21 protein-coding genes and 1 tRNA gene are annotated in these 23,150 nt (G+C 63.3%); 14 read left to right on the top strand and 8 right to left on the bottom strand.

Annotated elements, in window-relative coordinates; translation table 11 throughout:
* The first annotated feature begins 1 nt into the window (after position 1).
* Positions 2 to 2,695 carry an EAL domain-containing protein gene (locus JQ574_RS16515; protein WP_212208950.1) on the top strand — a complete coding sequence of 898 codons (2,694 nt, stop codon included), beginning with the start codon at positions 2 to 4 and terminating at the stop codon, positions 2,693 to 2,695.
* 16 nt (positions 2,696 to 2,711) lie between these two features.
* Here the strand turns inward: JQ574_RS16515 and JQ574_RS16510 are convergent, their stop codons facing one another.
* Complete coding sequence (locus JQ574_RS16510; protein WP_249119390.1) at positions 2,712 to 5,165, bottom strand: PAS domain-containing sensor histidine kinase; 2,454 nt, start codon at positions 5,163 to 5,165, stop codon at positions 2,712 to 2,714.
* Between the two features lie 67 nt (positions 5,166 to 5,232).
* Positions 5,233 to 5,997 carry a thermonuclease family protein gene (locus tag JQ574_RS16505; protein ID WP_212208952.1) on the bottom strand — a complete coding sequence of 255 codons (765 nt, stop codon included), beginning with the start codon at positions 5,995 to 5,997 and terminating at the stop codon, positions 5,233 to 5,235.
* 444 nt (positions 5,998 to 6,441) lie between these two features.
* Here JQ574_RS16505 and JQ574_RS16500 point away from each other — a divergent pair, with 444 nt between their 5' ends.
* From JQ574_RS16500 to JQ574_RS16480, 5 genes are all read left to right on the top strand, one after another.
* Positions 6,442 to 6,651, top strand: a complete 210-nt coding sequence (locus JQ574_RS16500; protein WP_212208953.1) for a hypothetical protein — start codon at positions 6,442 to 6,444, stop codon at positions 6,649 to 6,651.
* A 217-nt stretch (positions 6,652 to 6,868) separates the two neighbouring features.
* Positions 6,869 to 8,884 carry an acetyl/propionyl/methylcrotonyl-CoA carboxylase subunit alpha gene (locus JQ574_RS16495; RefSeq protein ID WP_212208954.1) on the top strand — a complete coding sequence of 672 codons (2,016 nt, stop codon included), beginning with the start codon at positions 6,869 to 6,871 and terminating at the stop codon, positions 8,882 to 8,884.
* Positions 8,885 to 9,004: 120 nt separating this feature from the next.
* Positions 9,005 to 9,883, top strand: coding sequence for an oxaloacetate decarboxylase (locus tag JQ574_RS16490; protein ID WP_212208955.1), 879 nt, complete (start codon positions 9,005 to 9,007; stop codon positions 9,881 to 9,883).
* Positions 9,884 to 10,183, top strand: coding sequence for an acylphosphatase (locus tag JQ574_RS16485; RefSeq protein WP_212208956.1), 300 nt, complete (start codon positions 9,884 to 9,886; stop codon positions 10,181 to 10,183).
* 65 nt (positions 10,184 to 10,248) lie between these two features.
* The gene (locus tag JQ574_RS16480) at positions 10,249 to 10,389 is read left to right on the top strand and encodes a hypothetical protein (RefSeq protein WP_212208957.1); all 141 of its coding nucleotides are present in this window, start codon (positions 10,249 to 10,251) and stop codon (positions 10,387 to 10,389) included.
* 25 nt (positions 10,390 to 10,414) lie between these two features.
* Here the strand turns inward: JQ574_RS16480 and JQ574_RS16475 are convergent, their stop codons facing one another.
* The 4 genes from JQ574_RS16475 to JQ574_RS16460 form a co-directional block, all read right to left on the bottom strand.
* The gene (locus JQ574_RS16475; protein WP_212383687.1) at positions 10,415 to 11,230 is read right to left on the bottom strand and encodes an RMD1 family protein; all 816 of its coding nucleotides are present in this window, start codon (positions 11,228 to 11,230) and stop codon (positions 10,415 to 10,417) included.
* 76 nt (positions 11,231 to 11,306) lie between these two features.
* A complete protein-coding gene (locus JQ574_RS16470) occupies positions 11,307 to 11,531 on the bottom strand; it encodes an MJ0042-type zinc finger domain-containing protein (protein ID WP_212208959.1) in 225 nt (74 codons plus the stop codon).
* A 190-nt stretch (positions 11,532 to 11,721) separates the two neighbouring features.
* Complete coding sequence (locus JQ574_RS16465; protein WP_212383686.1) at positions 11,722 to 13,674, bottom strand: diguanylate cyclase; 1,953 nt, start codon at positions 13,672 to 13,674, stop codon at positions 11,722 to 11,724.
* 172 nt (positions 13,675 to 13,846) lie between these two features.
* Positions 13,847 to 15,370 (bottom strand): PAS domain-containing sensor histidine kinase, encoded by a 1,524-nt coding sequence (locus tag JQ574_RS16460; RefSeq protein WP_212208961.1) that lies wholly within the window; start codon positions 15,368 to 15,370, stop codon positions 13,847 to 13,849.
* Positions 15,371 to 15,568: 198 nt separating this feature from the next.
* Here JQ574_RS16460 and JQ574_RS16455 point away from each other — a divergent pair, with 198 nt between their 5' ends.
* The 3 genes from JQ574_RS16455 (at position 15,569) to JQ574_RS16445 (ending at position 18,275) form a co-directional block, all read left to right on the top strand.
* Entirely contained in the window at positions 15,569 to 16,126 is a 558-nt protein-coding gene (locus JQ574_RS16455; protein WP_212208962.1) for a GbsR/MarR family transcriptional regulator, read from the top strand.
* Between the two features lie 107 nt (positions 16,127 to 16,233).
* The gene (locus JQ574_RS16450; protein ID WP_249119403.1) at positions 16,234 to 16,845 is read left to right on the top strand and encodes a DUF4166 domain-containing protein; all 612 of its coding nucleotides are present in this window, start codon (positions 16,234 to 16,236) and stop codon (positions 16,843 to 16,845) included.
* Positions 16,842 to 18,275 (top strand): TIGR01777 family oxidoreductase, encoded by a 1,434-nt coding sequence (locus JQ574_RS16445; protein ID WP_212208963.1) that lies wholly within the window; start codon positions 16,842 to 16,844, stop codon positions 18,273 to 18,275. Before JQ574_RS16450 ends, JQ574_RS16445 begins: the two co-directional genes overlap by 4 nt.
* A 13-nt stretch (positions 18,276 to 18,288) precedes the next feature.
* Here the strand turns inward: JQ574_RS16445 and JQ574_RS16440 are convergent, their stop codons facing one another.
* A complete protein-coding gene (locus tag JQ574_RS16440) occupies positions 18,289 to 19,155 on the bottom strand; it encodes a LysR family transcriptional regulator (protein WP_212383685.1) in 867 nt (288 codons plus the stop codon).
* Between the two features lie 106 nt (positions 19,156 to 19,261).
* Here JQ574_RS16440 and JQ574_RS16435 point away from each other — a divergent pair, with 106 nt between their 5' ends.
* Entirely contained in the window at positions 19,262 to 19,690 is a 429-nt protein-coding gene (locus tag JQ574_RS16435; RefSeq protein ID WP_212208965.1) for a 4-oxalocrotonate tautomerase family protein, read from the top strand.
* A gap of 70 nt (positions 19,691 to 19,760) precedes the next feature.
* Here the strand turns inward: JQ574_RS16435 and lipB are convergent, their stop codons facing one another.
* Complete coding sequence (gene lipB / locus JQ574_RS16430; RefSeq protein ID WP_212208966.1) at positions 19,761 to 20,486, bottom strand: lipoyl(octanoyl) transferase LipB; 726 nt, start codon at positions 20,484 to 20,486, stop codon at positions 19,761 to 19,763.
* A gap of 74 nt (positions 20,487 to 20,560) precedes the next feature.
* Between lipB and JQ574_RS16425 the strand changes: the two genes are divergently transcribed.
* The 4 genes from JQ574_RS16425 to JQ574_RS16410 all read left to right on the top strand — a co-directional run bounded on the left by JQ574_RS16425 (position 20,561) and on the right by JQ574_RS16410 (position 23,063).
* Positions 20,561 to 20,803: a FliM/FliN family flagellar motor switch protein gene (locus JQ574_RS16425; protein ID WP_074276133.1), complete on the top strand. Its 243-nt coding sequence runs from the start codon at positions 20,561 to 20,563 to the stop codon at positions 20,801 to 20,803.
* Positions 20,804 to 20,901: 98 nt separating this feature from the next.
* A tRNA-Leu gene (locus tag JQ574_RS16420) sits at positions 20,902 to 20,986 on the top strand.
* Positions 20,987 to 21,195: 209 nt separating this feature from the next.
* On the top strand, positions 21,196 to 21,582 hold the full coding sequence (locus JQ574_RS16415) for a hypothetical protein (RefSeq protein WP_212208967.1): 387 nt from the start codon (positions 21,196 to 21,198) through the stop codon (positions 21,580 to 21,582).
* Between the two features lie 74 nt (positions 21,583 to 21,656).
* The gene (locus JQ574_RS16410; RefSeq protein WP_212208968.1) at positions 21,657 to 23,063 is read left to right on the top strand and encodes an aspartate aminotransferase family protein; all 1,407 of its coding nucleotides are present in this window, start codon (positions 21,657 to 21,659) and stop codon (positions 23,061 to 23,063) included.
* Positions 23,064 to 23,150: the final 87 nt, after the last annotated feature.

The following is a 23,150-nucleotide window of genomic DNA, read 5'->3' as shown; positions in this document are numbered from 1 at the left end:
CATGGCGGGGAGCCTGCGGTGGTCAATCGCCGGCGTGCTGTCCCGGATGCGCCTGAGCGTGGTGCAGTGGCTCATTCTGTGCGCCGCGGCGACGGTGATCGCGATCATGCTCGGCACCGGCTATTTCGCGCTGCAATTCCGCGAGCGTGCGCTGGACGTTGCCGAGCGCGAACTCAACAACACCGCGCTGCTGCTGTCGCGCCATTTCGACCAGCAGCTCAGCGATCTCCAGCACGTGCACGACGACGTCCTGAACTATATCCGGGCCGGTGGGGTCAACACACCAGACGAATTCGAAAGGAAAATGTCGACCTTGAGCGCGCATGAGATGGTGCGCACAAGGCTTGCGACGCTGCCGCATGTCGGCGCCCTGAACCTGTTCAATGCCAAGGGCTGGCTGATCAATACCTCCCAGATGTGGCCGGTGGGGGACGTGAACATTTCCGACCGGCGTTATTTCCAGGAATTCACCTCGGGAAAGCCGACGCCCGACGTGATCGTCGAACCGGTCGTCAGCAAGGTCACGAAAGTCTGGACCACGGTGTTTGCGCGCAAGATCGTCGGCCGCAATGGCGAGATCATCGGCTTTGCCAGCCGCGGCGTCGAGCCGTCGCATTTCGAAGCTTTTGTGGGCTCCCTGGCGCTGGACAGCGATACCGCGATTTCGATGATCCACCGCGACGGCACTATCATCGCCCGTTATCCGAAAGAAGCCAAGCTGCTCGGCGTGAACGTCGCCAAGTCGCCGTCGTTTCAGCGGGCGCTCGCCCTGAACGGCAACATCTCGGGACGCTTCACCAGCTCGTCGGAGAATGAGGACAAGGTTGGTGCGGTCCGCTCGCTCATGCATTTTCCGATCCTGATCGTTGCGACCACCAAGACCGAGACCGCGCTGGCCGATTGGCGGGCGCAGACCAAACTGCAGTTTTGCGCGGCGGCGCTCGCGATCATCGTCGTTGTCGTCATGATCTTCCTGATCGTGCGCCAGTTGCGCAGCCAGCATGCAGCAGCCCAGTACAAGCTGTCGGAAAAGACCCAGCATCTGGACGCCGCCATCAACAACATGACTCAAGGCCTGTTGCTGTTCGATTCCTCGGCCCGCCTCGTGGTCTGCAACCAGCAATATATCGACATGTTCGGCGTATCACCCGACATCGTCAAACCAGGTTGCCATTTGCGCGACATCATCCTGCATCGCCAGGAGCAGGGCTCCTTTGTCGGCGACGTCGACGCCTATTGCGCGAGATTTCTGAGCCCCACGGACGACGGCGTTCGGATCATCGAGACGACGACACCTGACGGGCGCACGATCCAGCTGATCTACCAGCGCTCGCCGGACGGCGGCTGGGCGACCACGCTGGAAGACGTGACCGAGAGGCGGCGCGTCCAGGCGAGGATCCAGCATCTCGCCCATTACGACGCGCTGACCAACCTGCCGAACCGCACGCTGTTCCAGCGCCATGCCGAAGCGCTGCTCGGGGAATCCGAAGCCGCGCAATTCGCGATCCTCTACATCGACATCGACGAGTTCAAGCGCATCAACGATTCGCTCGGGCATCTGATCGGCGACGAATTCCTCAAGGGCGTCGCGGATCGCCTGCGCCAGTCGGTCGGGCCCGAAGACTTCGTCGCCCGTCTCGGCGGCGATGAGTTCGCCGTCGTGCAGCGTCACGTCACGTGTGATAACGACGTCAGCATTCTGGTCGCGCGGATTTACGATCGGCTGCGGACGCCGTTCGATTGCAACGGCCATCGCCTTTCCAGCGACGCCAGCATCGGCGTCGCAGTCGCGCCGCGTCACGGCTTCGATCTGTTCGCGCTGCTGAAGAGCGCTGACCTGGCGATGTATGCGGCGAAGGCGGCGGGCCGCCGGACCTATCGCTTCTTCGAACCGAGCATGGAAAAGCAGGCCAACCGTCGCCGCGAGCTCGAGAGCGATATGCGCGCGGCGCTGGTCGATGGCGGATTCGAACTGCACTACCAGCCACTGGTCGATTTGCGCAACGACGAGGTCAGGGGCTGCGAAGCTCTGCTGCGCTGGCGGCATCCGCTGCGCGGCATGGTTTCGCCCGCCGATTTCATTCCGGTGGCCGAGGAGACCGGCCTGATCGAGGAGATCGGACAGTGGGTGCTGCGGACCGCCTGCGCCGAAGCGACCACCTGGCCGGCGCATGTGCGCGTTGCCGTCAACGTCTCGCCGATCCAGTTCCGCTCGCAGTCGCTGTCGCTGAAGGTCGCCGCTGTACTCGCCGACACCGGGCTCGATCCGCGCCGGCTGGAGCTTGAGATCACCGAGGCGGTCTTGATCGCGGACGATGACGCCGCGCTTGTGGCGCTAAATCAATTGCGCGCGCTCGGGGTTCACATCGCGCTCGACGATTTCGGAACCGGCTATTCCTCGCTGCAATATCTGCAGCGCTTCCCGTTCGACAAGATCAAGATCGACCGCAGCTTCGTCAAGGAAGTCACCTGCAATTCGAGTTCGGCCTCCATCATCAAGGCGGTGGTGAGCATCGCGGCCGACCGCGACATGATCACGACGGCCGAAGGTGTCGAGACCTTGCAGCAGCGCGAAACCGTGCAGAATCTGGGCTGCACCCAGATGCAGGGATACCTGTTCAGCGCGGCCCGGCCGGCGCATGAAATCCGCGCGCTGCTGGCCGCGTGCCCGACCGCGGTCGAGAATGCGGCGTAACGGCTGCCGATCGCCGCTAAAGCCGCGCGTCTGAAATCGCCTTCCGCAGGATGCGCGACAGCGACTCGACCGAATAGGGTTTCTGAATCAGCTCGAAGCCGCGATGGGCATTTTCCGCCAGTACGTTGCTGTAACCGCTGGTCAGCACCACGGGCAGGCCCGGATAACGTTCGCGAATGACGCCGGCGAGCTCGACCCCGTTCATACCGGGCATGATGACGTCGGAGAATACCAGATCGGCGGCAAACTCGTCCTCGGCCAGGATCGCCAGCGCGGTGTCGGCATTGTCGGCGCGGCGCACCATGTAGCCGAGGTCCTCCAACAGCTCGGTGGAGAACTGTCCGACATCGTCATTGTCCTCGACCACGAGAACGCGGTAGCCGCGTCCGCGCGGGCCGGGCTCCTGGCCTGCGGCCGCGGCTTCCGCCGCCTGGGTCGGCATCGCGGCCTGCGGCAGGTAGATGGTGAAGGTCGCGCCCTGTCCGGGCTCGCTGAGAACGGCGATATCGCCGCCGGATTGCTTGGCAAAGCCGAAGGCCTGGCTGAGGCCGAGCCCGGTTCCCTTGCCGACTTCCTTGGTGGTGAAGAACGGTTCGAAGATCGCCTCGATGTGCTCGGGGGTGATACCAAGGCCGGTGTCGGTCATGGCGATGGCGACGAAGTCGCCGCTGCGTCCGGTCTGGGCACGCAGGGCAGGGATGGAATGAGCCTTCCTGACGCTGATCGCGAGCCGGCCTTCGCCCTCCATGGCGTCGCGCGCGTTGACCGCAAGATTGATCAGCGCGGTCTCGAACTGCGCGATATCGGCAATCGCGAAGCAGTCGGGTGCTGAAATATCGACCTCGATCCTGATCCTTGGGCCGACAAGCGGACGAACCAGCTGGGCGACGGCTTCGACCTGGGCGCCGACATCGAACACCTGGGGCTTGAGCGGCTGCCGGCGGGCAAACGCCAGCAATTGCGCGGTCAGTTTCGAGGCGCGTTCCACGGTATCGGAAATCGCATCGATGTAACGCCGGCGCCGCTCATCCGGCAGGTCGCGGCGGCGCAGGAAGTCGGTGGCGGAACGGATGATGGTCAGGAGATTGTTGAAATCGTGCGCAACACCGCCGGTCAATTGGCCGACCGCTTCCATCTTCTGCGACTGCCGCAGCGCTTCCTCGCCCTTGCGGCGCTCGGTGATGTCGATGGCTTCCGGAACCGCACCGATGACGGCGCCGTGCTGGTCGCGCAAGGGGCGCATCGCGAAGTCGAAATAGCGCTCGCCGACCGGCAGATGCAGCCGCATCTCGGTCTTCACCTCGTCGCCCCTCATGACCGCGACGAAGGCATTGCGGACGGCGTCAGGCATGCCCTCGGTGGCGCCAAACCACGGCGTTTCCCAGAACGGCTTGCCAATGACGTCGGCGGCGTCGGCGCGAATGCCGTCCAGCGCCGTCTTGTTGGCGTAGAGCACATCGCCATGGGGATTGAGCAGCGCCTGGTACTGGTGGCTGGTCTCGAAAATCGCGCGCATCTGGGCTTCGTTGGATTCCAGTTGCGCCGTCCGCTCGGTAATTCGCAGTTCCAGGGTTTCGTTCAGTCTCCGCAGTTCGGTTTCGGCCTGCTTGGCGGCGGTGATGTCGTGGGCGACGCCGATGAAGCCGATGTGGTTTCCGGTCGGGTCCCAGCGCGGCTGGGATTCCGACCTCAGCCAGCGCCATTCGCCGTCTGCGCGCTTGTAGCGGGCCTCCAGCACGAACGGCTTCAGCGAGGCCTCGCCGGCGACCGACTCCTGCAGGATGCGCGGCAGGTCCTCCGGATGCAGCACCTTGCGCCAGTCGAACCCGATCGCCTGCTCGAACGGCAACCCGAGGAAATCGACATAGGCCTGGTTGGCGAAAGAGCGCGTGCGGTCGAGCTTGGTGACCCAGATCGGGACGGGGGCGCTGTCGGCGATCAGGCGGAAGCGCTCCTCGCTTTCGCGCAGCGTTTCCTGGGCCAGCATCTGACCTGACACGTCGAGATCGGCGCCGACCAGGCGCTGCGCGCGACCGTCGCGGCCGCGCTCGATCTTCGCAACGACGCGGATCCACCTGATGTTGCCGTCATTCGGCCGAATGATGCGGTATTCGGCCGAATAGTCCTGGCTCTCGCTCCGCAGCACGCCGAACAGATGTTTGACCGTCCGCTCGCGATCTTCGGGATGGATTCGACTAACCCAGTCCGAATAGGTCTCGCCGGCCGCCTCGGGCGGCAGCCCGTGAACGAGGAGGTATTCCGGAGAGCGGCGATTCTTGACGCCGTCGCGAAAATCGATCTCGAGGCCGCCGACACCGGCTATTCGCTGGATCCGCGCCAGCTCCGCCTCGCGTTCCTGCAGCGCGCGATGAGCCCGGTCGCGCTCGCGCGCGATTTCTTCGAGATGTTGACGCAGCCTTTCCGCGGCGGCTGCTTCAGGAAGTGGGTTGGAATGATCAGGAGGAGTCATACGCGCCCGCAAGCCTCTTGCCACACTCTCACACGAGAGGCGCAAGGTTTGCCAGCATCATTTGCTTTCATTTGCTCTTGGCGGGGGGCCGGCAATTATAGGCTCTGCGGAACCCGCCGGCCTGGGCGTCCTCTTCGGAACAAAACCACCGGTCCGGATTGGTCAGTCCCGGATAGCTGCGGCAGGCCTGCAGATGATAGATGCCGAAATTGCCGGTGACGCGGGCGCGCACCGCGAACTTGCCCTTAATGTTGCAGCCGGACGGCATCACGAAATCCTCGGGGAATAGGGCCTCGCGAATCTGGCGGTCGCGATCGGCGCGGCATGCGGCGCCCAGCAGCGTGCCGTCCTTCAGGCCGCGGCGGAACTCTTGCGGCGCTGCGAAACAGCCTTTCCAAAGTCCCTGACGGTCGTCCCTGGCGCGGGCCTCGTCGGTCTTGAAACGCCCGGTTGCAGAGGCGTCGATATTCAGGGCGAAGCCCTGGCGGACCAGCAACTGGCTGAGGCTGGTGGTGTCGCCCTCGATCTTGCACACGCCGAGGCGCCGCTTTTTGAAGGTGGGATCGGGGCCGAGATCGTCGCAGCGGACTTGGCGGCCGTCGATCAGCTTGACCAGTTGATCGCGCGCCTCGATGCCGCAGGCCCAGCTGTCGGCGTGTTCGTCGATGCAGAGCTGATCGAATGCCGGGGCGTCGATCCCGTCGAGCCGGTAGGTCACGTTGCCCAGTTGAATCGTGCCGGCATCCTTGACGGTCGCCGTGGCGGCCCAAGCTTGGGATACGGGGGAGCATGTCACGAGCAGCATCGCGACAAAGAAAATCAGGAATCGCATTGTCTCACTTCAAATTCATTTCGGCGGGCACAACCTTCTAGCACGGGCCAGTGCTAGCGGAGGAATAACTATGGCACCTAGGACAAGGCTGTGAGCAGCGCGATGAGGGTCGCAACTACACTGAAGAGCCAGGGAAAAGCTGTACGCAGTCCAGCCGAATACTGCAGCGAGGAAAGTCGAAGGCAGCCACCCCAGCTCTAGGCCCCAGGTGTGGTCGCTGCTTATCGCGACCGCATACATCGCCAAAAATACGATGACGGCCACCAGCCATCCGGTCCGCTTTCGAATCGGGGTCTTTCGCTCCTGATCTTTCGCGATCTCGATATTCGGTTCCATTGGCCCCGGGGCCTCCCGGTGATTAGTCGGGGAAATCGTGGGCCGGTCGGGACTATCAGTTGACTTGTTTAGAACAAATAGAGAACATGGGGCTCAAGGATCATTTCCATGTCTTCTTCCTCCCAGCCAGGCACCGAACTGAATGACGAACTGGAAACGGCGGTGGATCAGGCCATTTCGGCCTGCGGCGGGGATATGCGCGCGACCGTCCGCGCGCTGGTCGTGGCCAATGAATATCTGGAAACCGAGGTCGGCGAACTGATGAAAGCGGTGTCGCACGCCTATGCGCGCGGCCGATTTCACAGCTATTCCGGCTGACGGGCTGCAGCGGGCCGCAGCCTGAGCAGGCGGCCTGAAACTGGACCGTTGCCTCGGTCGATTTTTGCTGTACGACGGGTTTGTTAGCCGCGTTCCCGCATGTCACATTGCGGGTGAGGATCCTGCCCCAAGCCTTAAAATCCAAGCCTTAAAATCCAAGCCTTAAAATCCAAGCCTTCAAATCCAAGCCTTCAAGTAAAGCTCAAGCAAGAAGCACATGTTCAAACGAATTCTGATCGCAAATCGCGGCGAGATCGCCTGCCGGGTCATCAAGACTGCGCGGCGCATGGGGATCGAAACGGTAGCCGTATATTCCGAGGCCGACCGTGATGCGGTTCATGTCGAAATGGCCGATGAGGCGGTGCTGATCGGCCCGCCGGCCGCGTCCGAGAGTTACCTTGTGATCGAGAAGATCGTCGAGGCCTGCCGCAAGACCGGGGCGCAGGCCGTGCATCCCGGCTACGGCTTCCTGTCCGAGCGCGAATCCTTTCCGCGCGCGCTGGCCGAGGCGGGCGTCGTCTTCATCGGTCCGAACCCCGGCGCCATCGCCGCGATGGGCGACAAGATCGAATCCAAGAAGGCCGCCGCCAAGGCCAAGGTCTCGACGGTGCCGGGACATCTCGGCGTCATCGAGGACGAAAAGCATGCGGTCAAGATCGCCGACGAGATCGGCTATCCCGTGATGATCAAGGCGTCCGCCGGCGGTGGCGGCAAGGGCATGCGCATCGCGCATTCGAAATCCGAAGTCGCCGAAGGTTTCAACCTGGCCAAGGCCGAGGCCAAATCCTCGTTCGGGGACGACCGCGTCTTTATCGAGAAGTTCATCGTCGACCCCCGCCACATCGAAATCCAGGTGCTGGGCGACAAGCATGGCAACGTGATCTATCTCGGCGAGCGCGAATGCTCGATCCAGCGCCGCAACCAGAAGGTCATCGAGGAGGCGCCGTCGCCGCTGCTCGACGAGACCACCCGCCGCAAGATGGGCGAGCAGGCGGTCTCATTGGCCAAGGCCGTGAATTATGATTCCGCCGGCACGGTGGAATTCGTCGCCGGCCAGGACAAGAGCTTCTACTTCCTGGAAATGAATACCCGCCTGCAGGTCGAGCACCCCGTCACCGAACTGATCACCGGCATCGATCTGGTCGAGCAAATGATCCGCTCCGCCGCCGGCGAGAAGCTTATCATCGCGCAGAAGGACGTCACGCTGACCGGCTGGGCGGTGGAATCGCGCGTCTATGCCGAAGATCCGTTCCGCAATTTCCTGCCCTCGATCGGCCGGCTGGTGAAATACCGCCCGCCCGCGGAAGCGAGCCATGACGGCATCACGATCCGCAACGACACCGGCGTGCAGGAGGGCGGCGAGATCTCGATCCATTACGATCCGATGATCGCCAAGCTCGTGACGCATGCGCCGTCGCGGGCGGCCGCAATCGAGGCGCAGTCGACGGCGCTGGATTCGTTCTATATCGACGGCATCCGACACAACATTCCGTTCCTCTCCGCGCTGATGAGCCATCCGCGCTGGCGCGAGGGCAATTTGTCCACCGGCTTCATCGCCGAGGAGTTCCCGAAGGGATTTGCAGCGCGGCCGCCCGAAGGCGAGATCGCGCGCCGGCTTGCGGCGGTCGGGGCTGCGATCGATCACGTGCTCGGCGAACGCAAGCGGCAGATTTCCGGCCAGTTGAACGGTCGGCTGGTGCAGCGCGAGCGCCGCCGCGCGGTGTGGCTCGATCGCGCGGAAATCGCGCTCGACGTCGCGCGCGAAGCCGATGGAATCGCGGTGCGCTTCATCGGCGCCGACGATCTGCCGGGCAATCCGCATCAATTGGTCTCGAACTGGACTCCGGGCGAGCCGGTCTGGCAGGGCACCATCGATGGCCATTATGTGGCAATGCAGGTGCGCGCGATCCCGAACGGCATCCGCCTGGCGCATCAGGGCTTTGAAGTTCCGGTCAACGTCTTCACCGAGAGCGAGGCGGCGGCCGCCCGGCTGATGCCGGTGAACTCGGCGGCCGATACCGGCAAGAAGCTGCTGTGCCCGATGCCCGGTCTGGTGGTGTCGATCGCGGTTGCCGAAGGGCAGGAGGTCAAGGCCGGCGAAACGCTGGCCGTGGTCGAGGCGATGAAGATGCAGAACGTGCTGCGCGCCGAACGCGACGGCACCGTGAAGAAGATTCACGCCGCCGCCGGCGCCACGCTCGCGGTGGATGCGCTGATTTTGGAGTTTGCGTAACCCCGGAGCAATCAAGCCGTCATTGCGAGCGCAGCGAAGCAATCCATAGAACAGCCAAGCAAGAATGGATTGCTTCGTCGCTAACGCTCCTCGCAATGACGAGACACGGAGGAAATCTCGATGGCCTTCCAACAACGCCGCGAAAAACTGCGGTCCATCCTCAACGGATCCGCCTGCATCCGCCCGGGTTCGGTTTACGATCCGGTTTCCGTCCGTATCGCCGAAGATCTCGGCTTTGAACTTGGCATGTTCGGCGGCTCGGTGGCCTCGCTGGCGGTGCTCGGCGATCCTGACATTGCGCTGATCACGCTCACCGAACTCGCCGAACAGATGCGCCGGATGTCGCGGGCCGCTTCATTGCCGGTGCTGGTCGACGCCGACCATGGTTACGGCAACGCGCTCAATGTCCGGCGCACCGTGCAGGAACTGGAAACCGCGGGTGCTGCGGGCCTCACCATCGAAGACACGCTGCTGCCGCAGGCTTTCGGCGTCTCGGAGCCGCAGCTAATCCCGCTCGAAGAGGGCGTCGGCAAGATGAAGGCGGCGCTGGACGGTCGCAGCGATCCCGCGCTGGTCATCATGGGCCGCACCGGAACACGCGGCGGTGGCCCGTCGGCGGCGAGCTTCGAGGAATGCCTGGTGCGCGCCAAAGCCTACAACGCCACCGGCGTCGATGCACTGTTCTTCACCGGGCTCACGACGCGCCGGGAAGTCGAGGCGATTGCCGCGGTGACGACGCTGCCAATCGTGCTCGGCAACCCCCAGGGCGAACTCAATGATGCGGCCTTTCTCGGAAGTCAGCGGGTGAAGATTGCGCTGCAGGGACACACGCCTTTCGCCGCCGCCACGCAGGCCGTCTACGAGACGCTGAAAGCACTGCGCGAGGGAGCCTTGCCGAAGAATCTCAAAGGCCTCGCATCGTCTGAGTTGACCGGCCGGGCCATGCGCGAAGCCGATGTGAAGGCGCGCAGCGCCGAATTTCTCGGGCTGAAGAAATAGATGACCGGCGCGATCCGCCATGTCACGGTCACGGGCCGGGTACAGGGCGTCGGCTACCGTGCCTGGGTCGCGGACGAGGCGATGACGCGTGATGTCGAGGGCTGGGTACGCAATCGCAGGGACGGCAGCGTCGAGGCGCTGTTCGCGGGGCCTGCGGATGTCGTCGCCGACATGATCGCAGCGTGCCGGCGCGGGCCGCCATTGGCGCGGGTCGACGCGGTAAGGGAAGAGGACGCCCATCCCGACGCGCTGAAACTGCTGCGGCCGGGGGAGCGCTTCTCGGTGTTGCCGACGATCTGACATTGGCGCGGATCAAGTTCGTTGCCATAGTCGTCGCCGGCCGAAACCCGCCAACGAGGTGATCCATGAAACCGCCAACTTCCGAACGCGATTGGAGGCGTGTCCATCATTCGCCGATGTTCTGGGTCGGCCTCGTGCTGTGCCTTGCCGCGATCGCGATCTATCTGTGGTCGGATGATCTGTCGTGGCGGCCGGGCCCGAGATAGCGAGGGGAGTCCGGCCAAGCCCGGGTCAGTGATCCTTGCCCATGTAAAGCTGATAGATCGTGATGATGACTTCGAACGCGATCAGCCCGACGATGATGAGTTCGAGGCGCAGGGTTCGGCGCGTGTCGATGATATCGGCAAGGGTGTTGGCGGTCTCCGCGACCACGGCAAGTTTCCGGTTGAGGGCATCGAGGCGCTCCTTGAGTTCGTATTCGTCTTCAAGCCGGGCGTAAAGCCGCTCGAGGTCGGGACGATCCCACAGCACGTCAGGCTTCTCTCCGATCGCGACACGGCCGGATACCCTGTGCTGGACCAGCAGGGCGCTTCCGATCAGTTGCATGATCCCTTTTCGATTACGGCGGGTTCGTCCGTGATCTGCCAGCTCTTTGGCAAACGGTTCGATGATCTCGAATACCTTCGCCACTTCGCGTTCGTCGTGCGCCAGCACGACGCTCTTGGCCAGCACGTCGGCAACGACAAGGAGCCTTGCCGGCGACATGTCGCGCAACTGTATGGGGCCGCCGGACTGGACCTGATCCTCGGCCTCGCCGGAAAAGGCGAGAATGGCGGCTTCCTCTTCGGGGCGCGCCAGTTTGCCGTCGATCCGGGGTTTCAGCGTTTCCAGGAAGCGGCTGTGTTCTTCCGGCGCGAGGCCGATCAGCACCGCCACGCCGTAGCGAAACAGAACCGCGACGCCGCCCGTGCCAACCCTGATCGCGAGCGGGATCGCCGAGAGCGCCTCTGTTTCGAAGCCGATCGTATTGATGCGGTCGCCAACATGCAGCGCGTGCGCCGTCACCCGCGTCCCGATTTCAGCGGGAATGAATTCGGGTTTGGTCATCTCGCCGTCTCCTCGAGGCCGATGCTGGCCGACGGAGATTACGCGCGTTCGATGACAGGCGCGATGCGATATCAGTCTATGCGGTCGCGCGAACCGGAGAGGGCGGCGCGTCGATGTGCCGGTACTTGTGTTCCGACGACATCACCAACCGATAGGCTCTCAGCTTGGGACCCTGCCAGACATCGAGAAGCTGGCCGCAGGTCGTGCATTCAATCCGGCCCGGCCGTCCGATCGGTGAACTTGATTCCGCGACCTCGTAAGCCGACGCGCAGGATGGGCAAGTGAAATCTGATATTTTCATGGGGAACCTGACAGTGTTTTCCGCAGCTGCGATTGTTCGGGATCAATGTGGCGCCACAAGGATTCAGCTTGACGCAAGCCGCATAAAATTTGGGCGCACGCGCTAAATCCGGCCGCTATGGCAGCAGGGCTGACATGCAGAACTATATGTGGATGGTCTCGCCAAAGACCTTGATGCGCACACGCGCGCGCTAATGCACCAGCTTCCGTTTGACGGGCGGCAGGTCTGGATCGTGCTGGATCGAACCGGTTTCGACATATCGCAGGTTCAGCGATGAATAGACGATGCTGCGATTGCGGCCGAGACGCTTGGCTTCATAAAGCGCGACGTCGGCTTCTCCGACCAGCGCAGCCTCACCAGGCGTCGAACCCGTCCGGCTGGCGATGCCGGCGCTGATGGTGACGAAGCCACGATTGGCGGCGGTGTTGGGAAGGCCGAGGGCGCGCACGGTCAGCCGGATCGATTCGGCGACTTTCAATGCGTCGTCTTCGGAAATGTTCGGCAAAACGACGGCGAATTCCTCGCCGCCATAGCGCGCGGAGAGGCCCGATGTATTCGAGGTCGCATCGCCGATGGCGCGGGCAACGGCCTGCAGGCAGCGGTCGCCGGCCTGGTGTCCATAGGTGTCGTTGTAACCCTTGAAGTTGTCGATATCGAACAGCAGCACCGAAATCTCTTCGCAGGCCTCAAACTCGCGCGCCAGGAAGCCGTCGAAGGTGCGGCGATTGGTCAATCCGGTCAGACCGTCGGTGGCCGCAAGCCGGGTCAGGCGGCGGTTGAGCAGGTTCAGCTCATCTTCCATCCGCTTGCGTTCCGTGATGTCGCGCAGCACCCCGACAAACTCGGCCTCGGCGGGATTGTCGCGTTCCGATGCCTGCTTGAAGTTGCTTTCGACCCATACGATCGATCCGTCGGCACGGTAGGTCCGGAACTCGGTTGTGCTGACGGCGCCCGAACCGTTCAGCCGCGCGCTCGCGGCCATCACGCCTTGCTTGTCCTCGGCGTGGACCATGTCGAAGCAGGATTTGCCGACGAGGTCCTGCGGGCGAACGCCCAGCATCTGTTCGACCGAGTGGGACACATAACGAAGCGTGCCGCGGCCATTGAGCAGGATCACGACGTCGGCGATATTGTTCGCCAGCAGGCGATAGTGCTGCTCGCTCTCCCGCAGCGCGCGTTCGGTCCTGACGCGAAAATTGAACTGCGCCGAGAGCAGGGCAGCGAGCAGGATGATCACGCACAGCAATACCACCGCCACGATCGCATCCGTGCGCAGGTCCATCGACCAACTGGCGAGCAGCCAGTCTTCGGACATCGCCACCGTGACGAGCAGCGGATAGCGCGGCGCCTGCTCGTAGCCGAAATACTTTACGATGCCGTCGAACGGTGACGTGATCTTGTAGTATCCGGCCGAGCTCCGTTTGAGGTGTGTCGTGAACAGGTCCAGTCTGGAAAGGTCGGTGCTCTGGTTCGAGAACGGCCAGCGGGACATGACGACGCCGTCATTTCGCAGCAGGCTGATGCCGCCGTCCGGGCCGAGCTGGAAGGCGCGGTAGAAGCCACTGAAATAGTCGCTTTCGATCGCGGCCGTCAGCACGCCGCCGAAACTGCCGTCCTCCTTGCTGATGCGCTTCGACAGCAGGATCGTCGGCCGCCCGGTGAGGCGCGACAGGATCGGTTCGCTGATGCGCAGCGTCCTGTCCGCACTGTCGCGATGATAGGCGAAGTAGCCTCGGTCGCTATTGTTATAGCGCGGCGTTTCCGGCAGCGACGAGTAGCGCCAATTGCCTTCGGTATCGAGGACGCCGATCTCGCGTATTTGCGGCAGCGCGGCCGCGGTGTCGGCCAGATGTTTGTTGAAACGTTCCGGCACCGGGTTTCGGTATTTGAGCAAGTCGACCATGCCGCTCATCGCGATGTCGACCGCCTGGATGGTGTGCCCGGCGTGCTCGGCCAGCGAGTGGGCGAGGTTTTGAATGTCGGTGGAGCCGCGCGACAGCGCCGCCGACTTGGCTTCGAGCGCCTTCCAGACCACGACGCCCAGGATGCATGCCGTCATGACCAGTGCAAAGAACACCACGACCATCCCCGGCGTGATCCGCCGCAGGAGGCCGCTTTGGTTTGCGAGGTGTCGGTCGGGCATCTTCCGCCTTGATGGGGGAGTGCCAAATCATTCTGACCGGCAAGCTAAATGCGTGGCCGGAATCTAGCGGCCAATAGGTGGCGATGCGGTTAATAAGCCGGTCAGGAAAACAACGGAGAAGCCGGCATTTCGGCCGGGATGCCGGTGGAACCGGGACGGCGCGGCCCGCCGGTCACCGCGGCAATTTTGCGATCGCCTGGCTCAATTGATGGATCTCATAGGGCTTGCGAAGGATGGGAAAATCGCCGCGCACGTTCAAGGCGGCATCGCTATAGCCGGTCGCCAGCAGAATCGGCAGCTGGGGCCGCATCGCCTTGAGGCGGCGAGCCAGACCGAGGCCGTCCAGTTTGCCCGGCATCACGATGTCGGTGAATACGAGGTCGATCCCGTCGTGCTCGATCTCGCGCAGGGCGGCCTCGGCATTCTCTACCCTGCGGACGGTGTAGCCGAGTTGTTCGAGCAGGCTGGTGCTGACCGCGGCGACTTCCGGATTGTCGTCGACCAGCAGCACGGTGCCGCTTCCACCGGATTCGACGACGCTGACCTCGTCAACCGGCAGACCGCCATGCTGTCGCGGCAGCAGAATGGTGATCTTCGTACCCTTGCCGAGTTCGCTGGCAACCTTGACCGTTCCGCCGGCCTGATGGATGAAACCGTGCACCTGCGAAAGACCCAGTCCGGTGCCCTTGCCGATCGGTTTGGTCGTAAAAAACGGATCGAATATCTTGCTCAGCACGTCAGGCGCGATGCCGGTGCCGGTATCCGTCACGGAGATGGCGACATAGTCGCCGCTATGAGCTTCCTCGATCAGCCTGGTGTTGTCGGCAGCGATCTTGATGATTCCTCCGTCGGGCATGGCGTCGCGCGCGTTGATCACGAGATTGACCAGCGCGGTCTCGAGTTCGGTGATATCGACCATGACCGGCCAGACGATGCGGTCGAGGTCGAATTGCAGTGTCACCGTGCCGCCGACGCCGGTGTGGAGAACATCGCGCACCGACTTGATTCTTTCGGTGACATCGACCGTTTGCGGATTGACGCTTTGCCGCCTGGCGAATGTCAGCAACTGGCTGGTTAGGGCTGCGCCGCGCTTTGTCGCCCCGTCGATAGCGGCCAGTGCGCGCTGCATTTTGGGATCGTCGGAGACGCCCTTCCTGAGCGTATGAAGGCTGCCGCTGACGATCATCAGGAGATTGTTGAAATCGTGCGCCACGCCGCCGGTGAGCTGGCCGAGCGCGTCCAGCTTCTGCGATTCCGCCAGCTGCGCCTGCATCTGATCGAGCTTGAGCTGGGCCTCGCGGCGTTCGGTGATGTCGCGGGTAATCTTGGCAAAGCCGACCAGCCGGCCATCCTCGTAGATCGGGTCGATCACCACGCTCGCCCAGAAGAAGGTGCCGTCCTTGCGGACGCGCCAGCCGTCCTCCTCATAGCGGCCGGTTTCGCGCGCGATGCGCAACGCGCGCGTTGGCTTGCCGTTGGCGCGGTCGGGCTCGGTGTAGAAACAGGAGAAGTGCCGGCCCAGGATCTCCGCCGGCGAATAGCCTTTGATGCGCTGACCGCCGATGTTCCAGCTGGTGATGATGCCGGTGGGATCGAGCATGTACAGCGCGTAGTCGGCAACCCCCTCCACCAGAAGCCGGAAACTGCGTTCGCTCTCGAACAGATTCCGCTGCTGTCGTTGGTCTATTTCGGACATCTAAACCCCTAACCTAGTGGCCGAAACGCGCGGGGTGCCGGATGGTTCCGGGCAATGGACAAGTTTTAGGGACATTTTAGCTCGGGCGCGATCGGTCAGGGCACGTTCGGGAACGTGCGGCACGCCGCGGACAGATGGTGGCCCGTTACTCGCGTGGAGGGTCTTGACGTCTGTCCAGAAATGTCTGATATTTCTGTCATGACAGAAACAACGGAAAAGAAGAAACTCCCGGCCGCCGTCGAGCGGTTCATCCTGCACTGGGGTGACATGGGGGACGAGTGGGGCGTCAACCGCTCGGTCAGCCAGATCCACGGCCTGCTGTACCTCGCCGAGGCGCCGATGACGGCCGAGGATATCGCCGAGACACTCGGCATGGCCAGGTCCAACGTCTCTAACTCCATCAAGGAGCTGCTGTCCTGGAACCTGATCCGCCGGGTGCCGATCCTCGGCGACCGCCGCGATCATTACGAGGCGGAGACCGACATCTGGGAAGTGGCGGCGCGGATCGCGTCCCGTCGCAAGGAGCGCGAGATCGACCCCGCGGTCGATGCGCTGCGCGCCTGCGTTTCCGATGCCGCCGATGATCCGACCATCAGCGAGGTCGCGAGCAAGCGGCTGAGGGAGATGCTGGAATTCACCGAGCTGGTCGACCGCTGGTACATGCAGATGCTGAAGGTGCCGCGGCCGAGATTGGTCGCCCTGATCAAGCTCGGCGAAAAGATCGTCAGCTTCCTGCCGATGGGAAAAACCAAATAGCGCGTAGGGCGAGGCGGGAGAGTAGCAGGAGCGTTCGATGGCGTCAGCGATCAGGATCTCAAGCTTTCCAGCGTCCAGTCGTTTCGAAAAAACCTTCCAGCGACCTACTGCTCGACGATGACAGGTTCCACGCGCTGCTGTCCGACGCCGATTGGGGGCGATTGCCGCTGGCGGTCTGGCGGCGGTTTTCCAAGCGCCATGTCGACGGTGCCACGGTCGTCTATGTCGGCGAGGTCGAGGAGGCCTGGTTCAGCCGGATCGGCTGGTGGATGGCGCAGCTGGCGCGGCTGGTCGGCGGGCCGCTGCCGACCGGGTCCGAGACCGGCGTTCCGATGGTCGTGACGGTGACGGAGGACGCGGCAAGCGGCGGCCAGATCTGGACCCGCATCTGCGCCCGCTCACACGGATTTCCGCAAGTCATCCATTCCTCGAAGCGCTTCGCCGGGCCGACCGGGCTCGAGGAATATGTCGGCCACGGCATCAGCATGGCGCTGCGGATCTTCGTCGAGCATGAAGCGCTGGTGTTTCGCAGCGTCGGCTATGCCCTGCAGATCGGGCCGCTGCGGCTGGCGCTCTCGCCCTGGCTGACGCCCGGCGACATCACCGTGATCCATGCCGATCTCGGCGGCGGCACGTTCCGTTTCACGCTCGATATCGTCCATCCGCGTTTTGGCAGGCTCATTCGCCAGTCCGCCGTGTTCCGGGAGGCCGCATCATGACGTCGTTGCTATGGATCCTGATTGCCGTTCAGATCGCAATGGGCGTGTTCGACACGTTCTATCACCATGAGCTGACCGAGCGGCTGGCCTGGCGCCCGTCGCAGCGCTACGAGTTGCAGCTCCATGGCGTGCGCAACATGATGTATGCATTCCTGTTCCTGGTGCTCGGCTGGCTGGAAGTCTACGGCATCCTTGCGATGCTGATCATCGCGGTGCTGGTGGCGGAAGTCGTCATCACGCTACTGGATTTCGTCGAAGAGGACATGAGCCGGAAGCTGCCGGCCAGCGAGCGCATCAACCATACGCTGCTGGCGATCAATTACGGCGCCATCCTGGTGCTGCTGCTGCCGGTTCTGATCGACTGGGCGATGCAGCCGACCGGGGTCAAGTCGGCTTATACGGGGTGGCTCAGCATTATCGCCGCGGCGGCCGCCGTCGGCGCGGCGCTGTGCGGATTGCGGGATTTTACCGCGGCCCGGCGTCTCGGACGGATGACAAGCGCGCCTGCGGCCGGCCTCGTGGAGAAATTGCCTGATAGCCAGACCGTGCTCGTTACCGGCGCCACCGGTTTCATCGGCAGCCGTCTGGTCGCAAGCTTGACCGCGTCAGGTCATCAGGTGATTGCGCTGGTCCGTAACCCCGCGAAAGCGGAACTGTCGCCGCCGATCACCCTGATCACGAGCCTCGACCAGATTCCAGCGGATGCCAAAATCGACACCATCGTCAATCTCGCCGGAGAGCCGATCGGCAACGGTCTGTGGACGGAGACAAAGCGCCGCAAGATCCTCGAATCCCGGATTCAGATGACCGGCGATGTCGTTGATTTGATTGGCCGTCTCGAACGCAAGCCAAAGGTTTTGGTCTCCGGCTCCGCGATCGGCTGGTACGGTCTGTGGCAGGATCAGGTGCTGACCGAGTCCGCCAAATCCCACGCCTGCTTCAGCCATGAATTGTGCGACGCCTGGGAGCGTGCGGCGAGCCCGGCGGCCGAACATGGCGTGCGTGTAGCCTATCTGCGAATCGGCCTCGTGATCGGAACCGATGGCGGCTTCATCACGCGCATGCTGACGCCGTTCGAGTTCGGTCTCGGCGGACCGCTAGGATCAGGCAAGCAATGGATGTCGTGGATCGAGCGCGACGATCTCGTGCGCCTGATCGCCCATGTGATCGCCAGCCCCGGCATCTCAGGGCCGATCAACGCCACCGCGCCGATCCCGGTCACCAATCTGAAGTTCACCGAAGAACTCAGCCGGCGGCTGCATCGTCCGGCCGTGTTCCGGATTCCGGATGCATTGCTGCGTTGGGTCGGCGGCGATTTTGCCAATGAGCTTCTGCTCGGCGGGCAGAGGGTGCTGCCGAACAAGGCCCTGATGAACGGATTCAAGTTCCGCCACGAAACGCTGCGCAGCGCGTTCGACGCGATCTTGTAAAATGCGCGGATACTTAAGTGCTTGCGCGGGAAACCGTAACCACACCGCGAAACGTCGCCGCCAATGTCCGCAGCGCGGCGAGCTTTGCCGGGTCGCTGACCTTCGAGTGTAACATCACCTTCGATGCGCCAAGTGCCGGCAGGTTCTGTGCTATTCCGATGTCGACCAGCCCAGCCGGCGCGATCCTCCGGGCCAGTGGCGCGACTGCCAATCCGGCTTGGGCCGCCGCGACCACCGCCGTGACGCCGCCGCCGACAAAGGCTTCGATCCAGGGGATGCCGGCCTTGTCGAGCGCGCGGACGGCGATGGCGCGGACGCCGCAGGGCGGTGCCAGCGTCGCCAGTTGCAGGGCGTCACCGTGCGGCCAGACGAAGCGCGGCGCGGCGAACCAGCCGAATTCATCCTCGGTCAGCTGCTCGCCGCCGCGGCGGCTGCCTTCCTGCCGCACCACCACGGCATCTAGTTCGCCGGAATCGTAGGCATCGAGCATCGCCCGCGAAAAGCCGATCGTTACCGCCAGCGACATCTGCGAGGACATCGCATGGAGCCGCTCCAGCAGCGGCACCAGTTCGGGGCCGGCGGCGTGATCGCTGATGCCGAGCGACAATTGCTGCCGCGCCGGCTTTTCGCCCGACAGCGCGCGGTCATGCGCCTCCATCAGGACGCGGGCATGGTGCAGGAATGCCGTGCCGTTGGCGGTCAAGGTCACCGCGCGCGGCGAGCGCTCGACCAGCCGCTTGCCGAGCACACCTTCCAGCCGCTGCAGCTTCAGGCTGACCGCAGCCTGCGTGGTGCCGAGCGCCTCGGCAGCGCGGGTAAAACTCTGCAGTTCGGCGACCAGCAGGAAGGCCTGAACGGTGTCGATATCCAGCGTGGCCATGGCATCATCACTAATAGTTATCACTGTTATGAACATAGATAAGATACCAAAATGATGCTGACAGGTCTAGGTGTGGGGAACGCAAACGACACCACGGAGAACCATCATGCCGCTGATCACCGTCACTTATTCGAGCTTCCGCAAGGCGCCTTCATTAAAGGCCGAAATCGCTTCCGCCGTCAGCGATCTGACCGCAAAAATCCTGCGCAAGGATCCCAGGGTCACCGCGGTGATCGTCCGCGCGGTCGATGCCGCGGACTGGTTCGCCGGTGGGAAGTCGCTGGCCGAACAGAGCCTCGCCAGTTTCTGGCTCGACGTCCATGTCAGCGAGGGCACCAACACCAAGGACGAGAAGGCCGCTTATCTGGCCGCGGTGTTCCAGCGCATGGGCGAACTGCTCGGGCCGCTGCACCACGAGAGCTACGCGCATGTCGACGAGGTCAAGGGCGATGCGTACGGATTCGGCGGCCTGACACAGGAGCGGCGCTACATCGCGGGCAAGCTGGAGGTGCCGCCGCAGCAAGAGGCGGCGTGAACCCATAGCGTTTTCGAACGAAGTGGGTACCGGTTCGCGTGAAGAAAACGCATCAAAATAAAAGCCTCTCCTAGATCGCTTCCGGCAGGCGGGCTTTGGTCGCGCCGAACACGTCCTCAAAGGCCTGCCGGAGCGCGACGTCGACGTCTTCCATCGTCACGGGCAGGCCGAGATCGACCAGCGAGGTGACGCCGTACCTGGCATCGGCGACGCCGCAGGGGATGATCGCGGAAAAATGCGACAGCTCCGGCTCGACATTGATGGCGATGCCGTGGAACGAGACCCAGCGCCGCAGCCGCACGCCGATCGCCGCGATCTTGTCCTCATGGACGGGTCCCTTGTCCGGCCTGGCAACCCAAACCCCGACGCGGTCCTCGCGGCGTTCGCCGCGCACGTTGAAGGCGGCGAGCGTGCGGATGATCCATTCCTCCAGACCGGCGACATAGGCCCGCACGTCCGGCCGCCGGCGCTTCAAATCGAGCATCACATAGGCCACCCGCTGGCCGGGGCCGTGATAGGTGAGCTGGCCGCCGCGCCCGGTCTCATACATCGGAAACCGCGGGTCCAGCAGATCGCCGGCCTTGCCGCTGGTTCCGGAGGTGTACAGCGGCGGATGTTCCAGCAGCCACACCAGTTCGGGCGCTTGCCCGTCCGCGATCGCGGCCGCCCGCATCTCCATTTCAGCCACGGCGTCAGGGTAGGGCACCGTTTTGGCCGCAATCCGCCATTCGACATCGCTGCCATCGGGGGCTTGCGCGAATGTCGTCAAATCAAGGCTTTGGCGGTCATTAACCATTGGCTAACCATAACGTGGTCAGGTGAAACCACCCAATTTTGTCCAAGATCTAGTCCAAGTTTGGCGGTTTCGTAGTGGCCACTCTCGATAAAGTCAGCGTCGATCTCATGGTGGTGCTCGGCACCACCACGATGCCTATCCACCAGGTGATGCGGCTGTCCCGCGGCGCCATCATCGAACTGGACGCCACCGAGGCGGACGAGGTCAAGATCCTCGCCAACAACCTTCCGGTGGCTTCCGGCGTGGTCCTGGTCGATCGCAACCGGATTGCGGTCGAAGTCAAGCAAATGCTGCCGAAATTACCGGGTGTTAGGTAGTTATTCGGTCGCAAAACCGCCTTGTCCCTCCATCTCTGATTTGTTACATCGGCGCCGTTGATCCGGCAGGCCTTAAATCCTTCCAGCCGGTATCCCAAGCGCTCGTGGCGGAATTGGTAGACGCGCTGCCTTGAGGTGGCAGTGAGTAAAATCGTGGGGGTTCGAGTCCCTCCGAGCGCACCACAAAATCGTGCAGTTTGGGCCCGACCCAATCGATTCGGTGAGATCAGCGTGATTCTTCGCAGCGCCGCAGGGGCGAAACAGTTGGAAATCGCCAGGGCAGGCGGAAGTAGCCTTGCTGTTACACCGTTCGCGTAAAACAACAGGGCATCGCCGGCTACCCGGTCCGAGGACCGCAATTCGGCACTTCCAAATCCATCCGGAGCACGTGAATGGTTTTCTTGGGCTACGCCTATCGATTCGTCTCCAACTTCGTGTTCCTGGCGCTGGTCTACTTCGCCCTTAACTTCCTGGACAAATATCCGCAGCGCGCGGTGGTGGCGATCCTCGTGCTGGTTTATGCCGCCATGCACGCGGCCTCGGCGCTGCGTTCGTTCTATTTCTTCCAGCGCATTGAGCGATTGGAGATCGAGGCGCGGCGTCTGGCCAAGGTCGCCGCCGAGGGGCCGAGCGCGGCCGCGGCCGCCGCGGCCTCGCGCAAGCAGATCGTCTCCGAGGTCAGCGGGCTTCGCCACGCCGGCGAGATCAAGGCCTATATCGACCTGCTGTTCCTCGCCCTCGTCATACTGCTCTGCATCGCCAAGATCGTCACCAACTAGCCGCTTGCGCCTTCGGGCCACCGCTTTTTTGTGCTCTACTCCGTCAGCATAATAAAAATCGGAGCACGATTCCAATGACGGGCAGACCCAACTCCCTGGCGGCACGCGACGTCGCCTCGCTCATCCATCCCTATACCAATCTCGACAAGCACAAGACCGACGGGCCGCTCGTCATCGCGCGCGGCGAGGGCGTGTATGTCTACGACGAAACCGGCAAGCGCTATCTCGAGGGCATGGCCGGGCTGTGGAGTACCTCGCTGGGCTTCAGCGAGCCGCGCCTGGTCGAGGCCGCGCGCCGCCAGATGGAGCAGCTGCCGACCTACCACATCTTCAACAGCCGCTCGACCGAGCCCAGCATCGAGGCCGCCGAGGAACTGCTCAAGATCGTGCCCAAGGGGCTCGGCAAGGTGCTGTTCGCCAATTCCGGCTCGGAGGCCAACGACCAGGCGGCGAAGATCGTCTGGTTCTACAACAACGCGCTGGGCCGGCCGCGCAAGAAGCGCATCATCGGCCGCGTCCGCGGTTATCACGGCATCACGGTGTTTTCCGGCAGCATGACCGGGCTGGCCGCCAACCACGTCGAATGGGATCTTCCGGTCGGCGGCATCCTGCGCACCGACTGCCCGAGCCACTATTTGTACGGCCGCCCGGGCGAGAGCGAGGCCCAGTTCGTCGATCGTCTCGTCGCCAATCTCGAGGACATGATCATTCGCGAGGGGCCGGATACGATCGGCGCCTTCATCGCCGAGCCGGTGAACGGGGCAGGCGGCGTCATCGTGCCGCCGGCCGATTATTTCCCGCGCATCCAGCAGGTGCTGCGCAAATACGACGTCCTGATGATCGCCGACGAGGTGATTTGCGGCTTCGGCCGCACCGGCGAGATGTTCGGCTGCGATACGTTCGGCATCGAGCCCGACATCATGACCGTCGCCAAGGCGCTATCCTCGGCCTATTTGCCGATCTCGGCCACCATCATCAGCGACACCATCGCCGAAACCATCACCGCCCATGCCGGCAAGGTCGGCAATTTCGCCCATGGCTTCACCTATGCCGGGCACCCGGTCGCCGCCGCCGTCGCGCTGGAAACGCTGCGCATTTACAAGGAGCGCGACATCGTCAGCCAAGTGAAAGCGCTCGCACCGCACCTGCAATCGCGGCTGCGCGCGCTCGGCTCGCATCCGCTGGTCGGCGAGGCGCGCGGCGTCGGATTGATCGGCGCGCTGCAACTGGTCGCCGACAAGGCTACACGGCGGCCGCTGCCACCGGCCGAAGGCATCGGCGCCTTGATCCAGCAAGGGGCGATGGCGCGCGGCGTCATCGTGCGCGCCGGTCCCGATGCGGTGTTCGTCTGCCCGCCGCTGATCATCACGGCGGAGCAGATCGACGAGATGATGGACGCGGTGGCGGCGGCGCTCGACGAAGCGCACGCCGTTGCCGAGCAACGCGGTTTGCTCGGCCGTGCGCAGTCGGCGGCGGGGTAGAGCGTTTTCGAGCGAAGTGGATACCGGTTCGCGTGAAGAAAACGCGTCAAAACAAGAATCTAGAGCTTCGGTTCTGATTTCATCAGA

Source organism: Bradyrhizobium sp. AUGA SZCCT0158, assembly GCF_018130065.1.
Taxonomy (GTDB): Bacteria; Pseudomonadota; Alphaproteobacteria; order Rhizobiales; family Xanthobacteraceae; genus Bradyrhizobium.
Note: the sequence above shows the minus strand (reverse complement) of the source record. Positions and strands in the feature narration are given on the sequence as shown.

Coding starts and splice junctions, on each gene's coding strand:
- JQ574_RS16505 (WP_212208952.1), bottom strand. CDS start 5,997: ATGCGATTCCTGATTTTCTTTGTCGCGATGCTGCTCGTGACATGCTCC.
- JQ574_RS16510 (WP_249119390.1), bottom strand. CDS start 5,165: ATGACTCCTCCTGATCATTCCAACCCACTTCCTGAAGCAGCCGCCGCG.
- JQ574_RS16465 (WP_212383686.1), bottom strand. CDS start 13,674: ATGCCCGACCGACACCTCGCAAACCAAAGCGGCCTCCTGCGGCGGATC.
- JQ574_RS16470 (WP_212208959.1), bottom strand. CDS start 11,531: ATGAAAATATCAGATTTCACTTGCCCATCCTGCGCGTCGGCTTACGAG.
- JQ574_RS16490 (WP_212208955.1), top strand. CDS start 9,005: ATGGCCTTCCAACAACGCCGCGAAAAACTGCGGTCCATCCTCAACGGA.
- JQ574_RS16515 (WP_212208950.1), top strand. CDS start 2: ATGGCGGGGAGCCTGCGGTGGTCAATCGCCGGCGTGCTGTCCCGGATG.
- JQ574_RS16445 (WP_212208963.1), top strand. CDS start 16,842: ATGACGTCGTTGCTATGGATCCTGATTGCCGTTCAGATCGCAATGGGC.
- JQ574_RS16480 (WP_212208957.1), top strand. CDS start 10,249: ATGAAACCGCCAACTTCCGAACGCGATTGGAGGCGTGTCCATCATTCG.
- JQ574_RS16440 (WP_212383685.1), bottom strand. CDS start 19,155: ATGGCCACGCTGGATATCGACACCGTTCAGGCCTTCCTGCTGGTCGCC.
- JQ574_RS16495 (WP_212208954.1), top strand. CDS start 6,869: ATGTTCAAACGAATTCTGATCGCAAATCGCGGCGAGATCGCCTGCCGG.
- JQ574_RS16485 (WP_212208956.1), top strand. CDS start 9,884: ATGACCGGCGCGATCCGCCATGTCACGGTCACGGGCCGGGTACAGGGC.
- JQ574_RS16410 (WP_212208968.1), top strand. CDS start 21,657: ATGACGGGCAGACCCAACTCCCTGGCGGCACGCGACGTCGCCTCGCTC.
- JQ574_RS16500 (WP_212208953.1), top strand. CDS start 6,442: ATGTCTTCTTCCTCCCAGCCAGGCACCGAACTGAATGACGAACTGGAA.
- lipB (WP_212208966.1), bottom strand. CDS start 20,486: ATGGTTAATGACCGCCAAAGCCTTGATTTGACGACATTCGCGCAAGCC.
- JQ574_RS16475 (WP_212383687.1), bottom strand. CDS start 11,230: ATGACCAAACCCGAATTCATTCCCGCTGAAATCGGGACGCGGGTGACG.
- JQ574_RS16455 (WP_212208962.1), top strand. CDS start 15,569: ATGACAGAAACAACGGAAAAGAAGAAACTCCCGGCCGCCGTCGAGCGG.
- JQ574_RS16460 (WP_212208961.1), bottom strand. CDS start 15,370: ATGTCCGAAATAGACCAACGACAGCAGCGGAATCTGTTCGAGAGCGAA.
- JQ574_RS16435 (WP_212208965.1), top strand. CDS start 19,262: ATGCCGCTGATCACCGTCACTTATTCGAGCTTCCGCAAGGCGCCTTCA.
- JQ574_RS16415 (WP_212208967.1), top strand. CDS start 21,196: ATGGTTTTCTTGGGCTACGCCTATCGATTCGTCTCCAACTTCGTGTTC.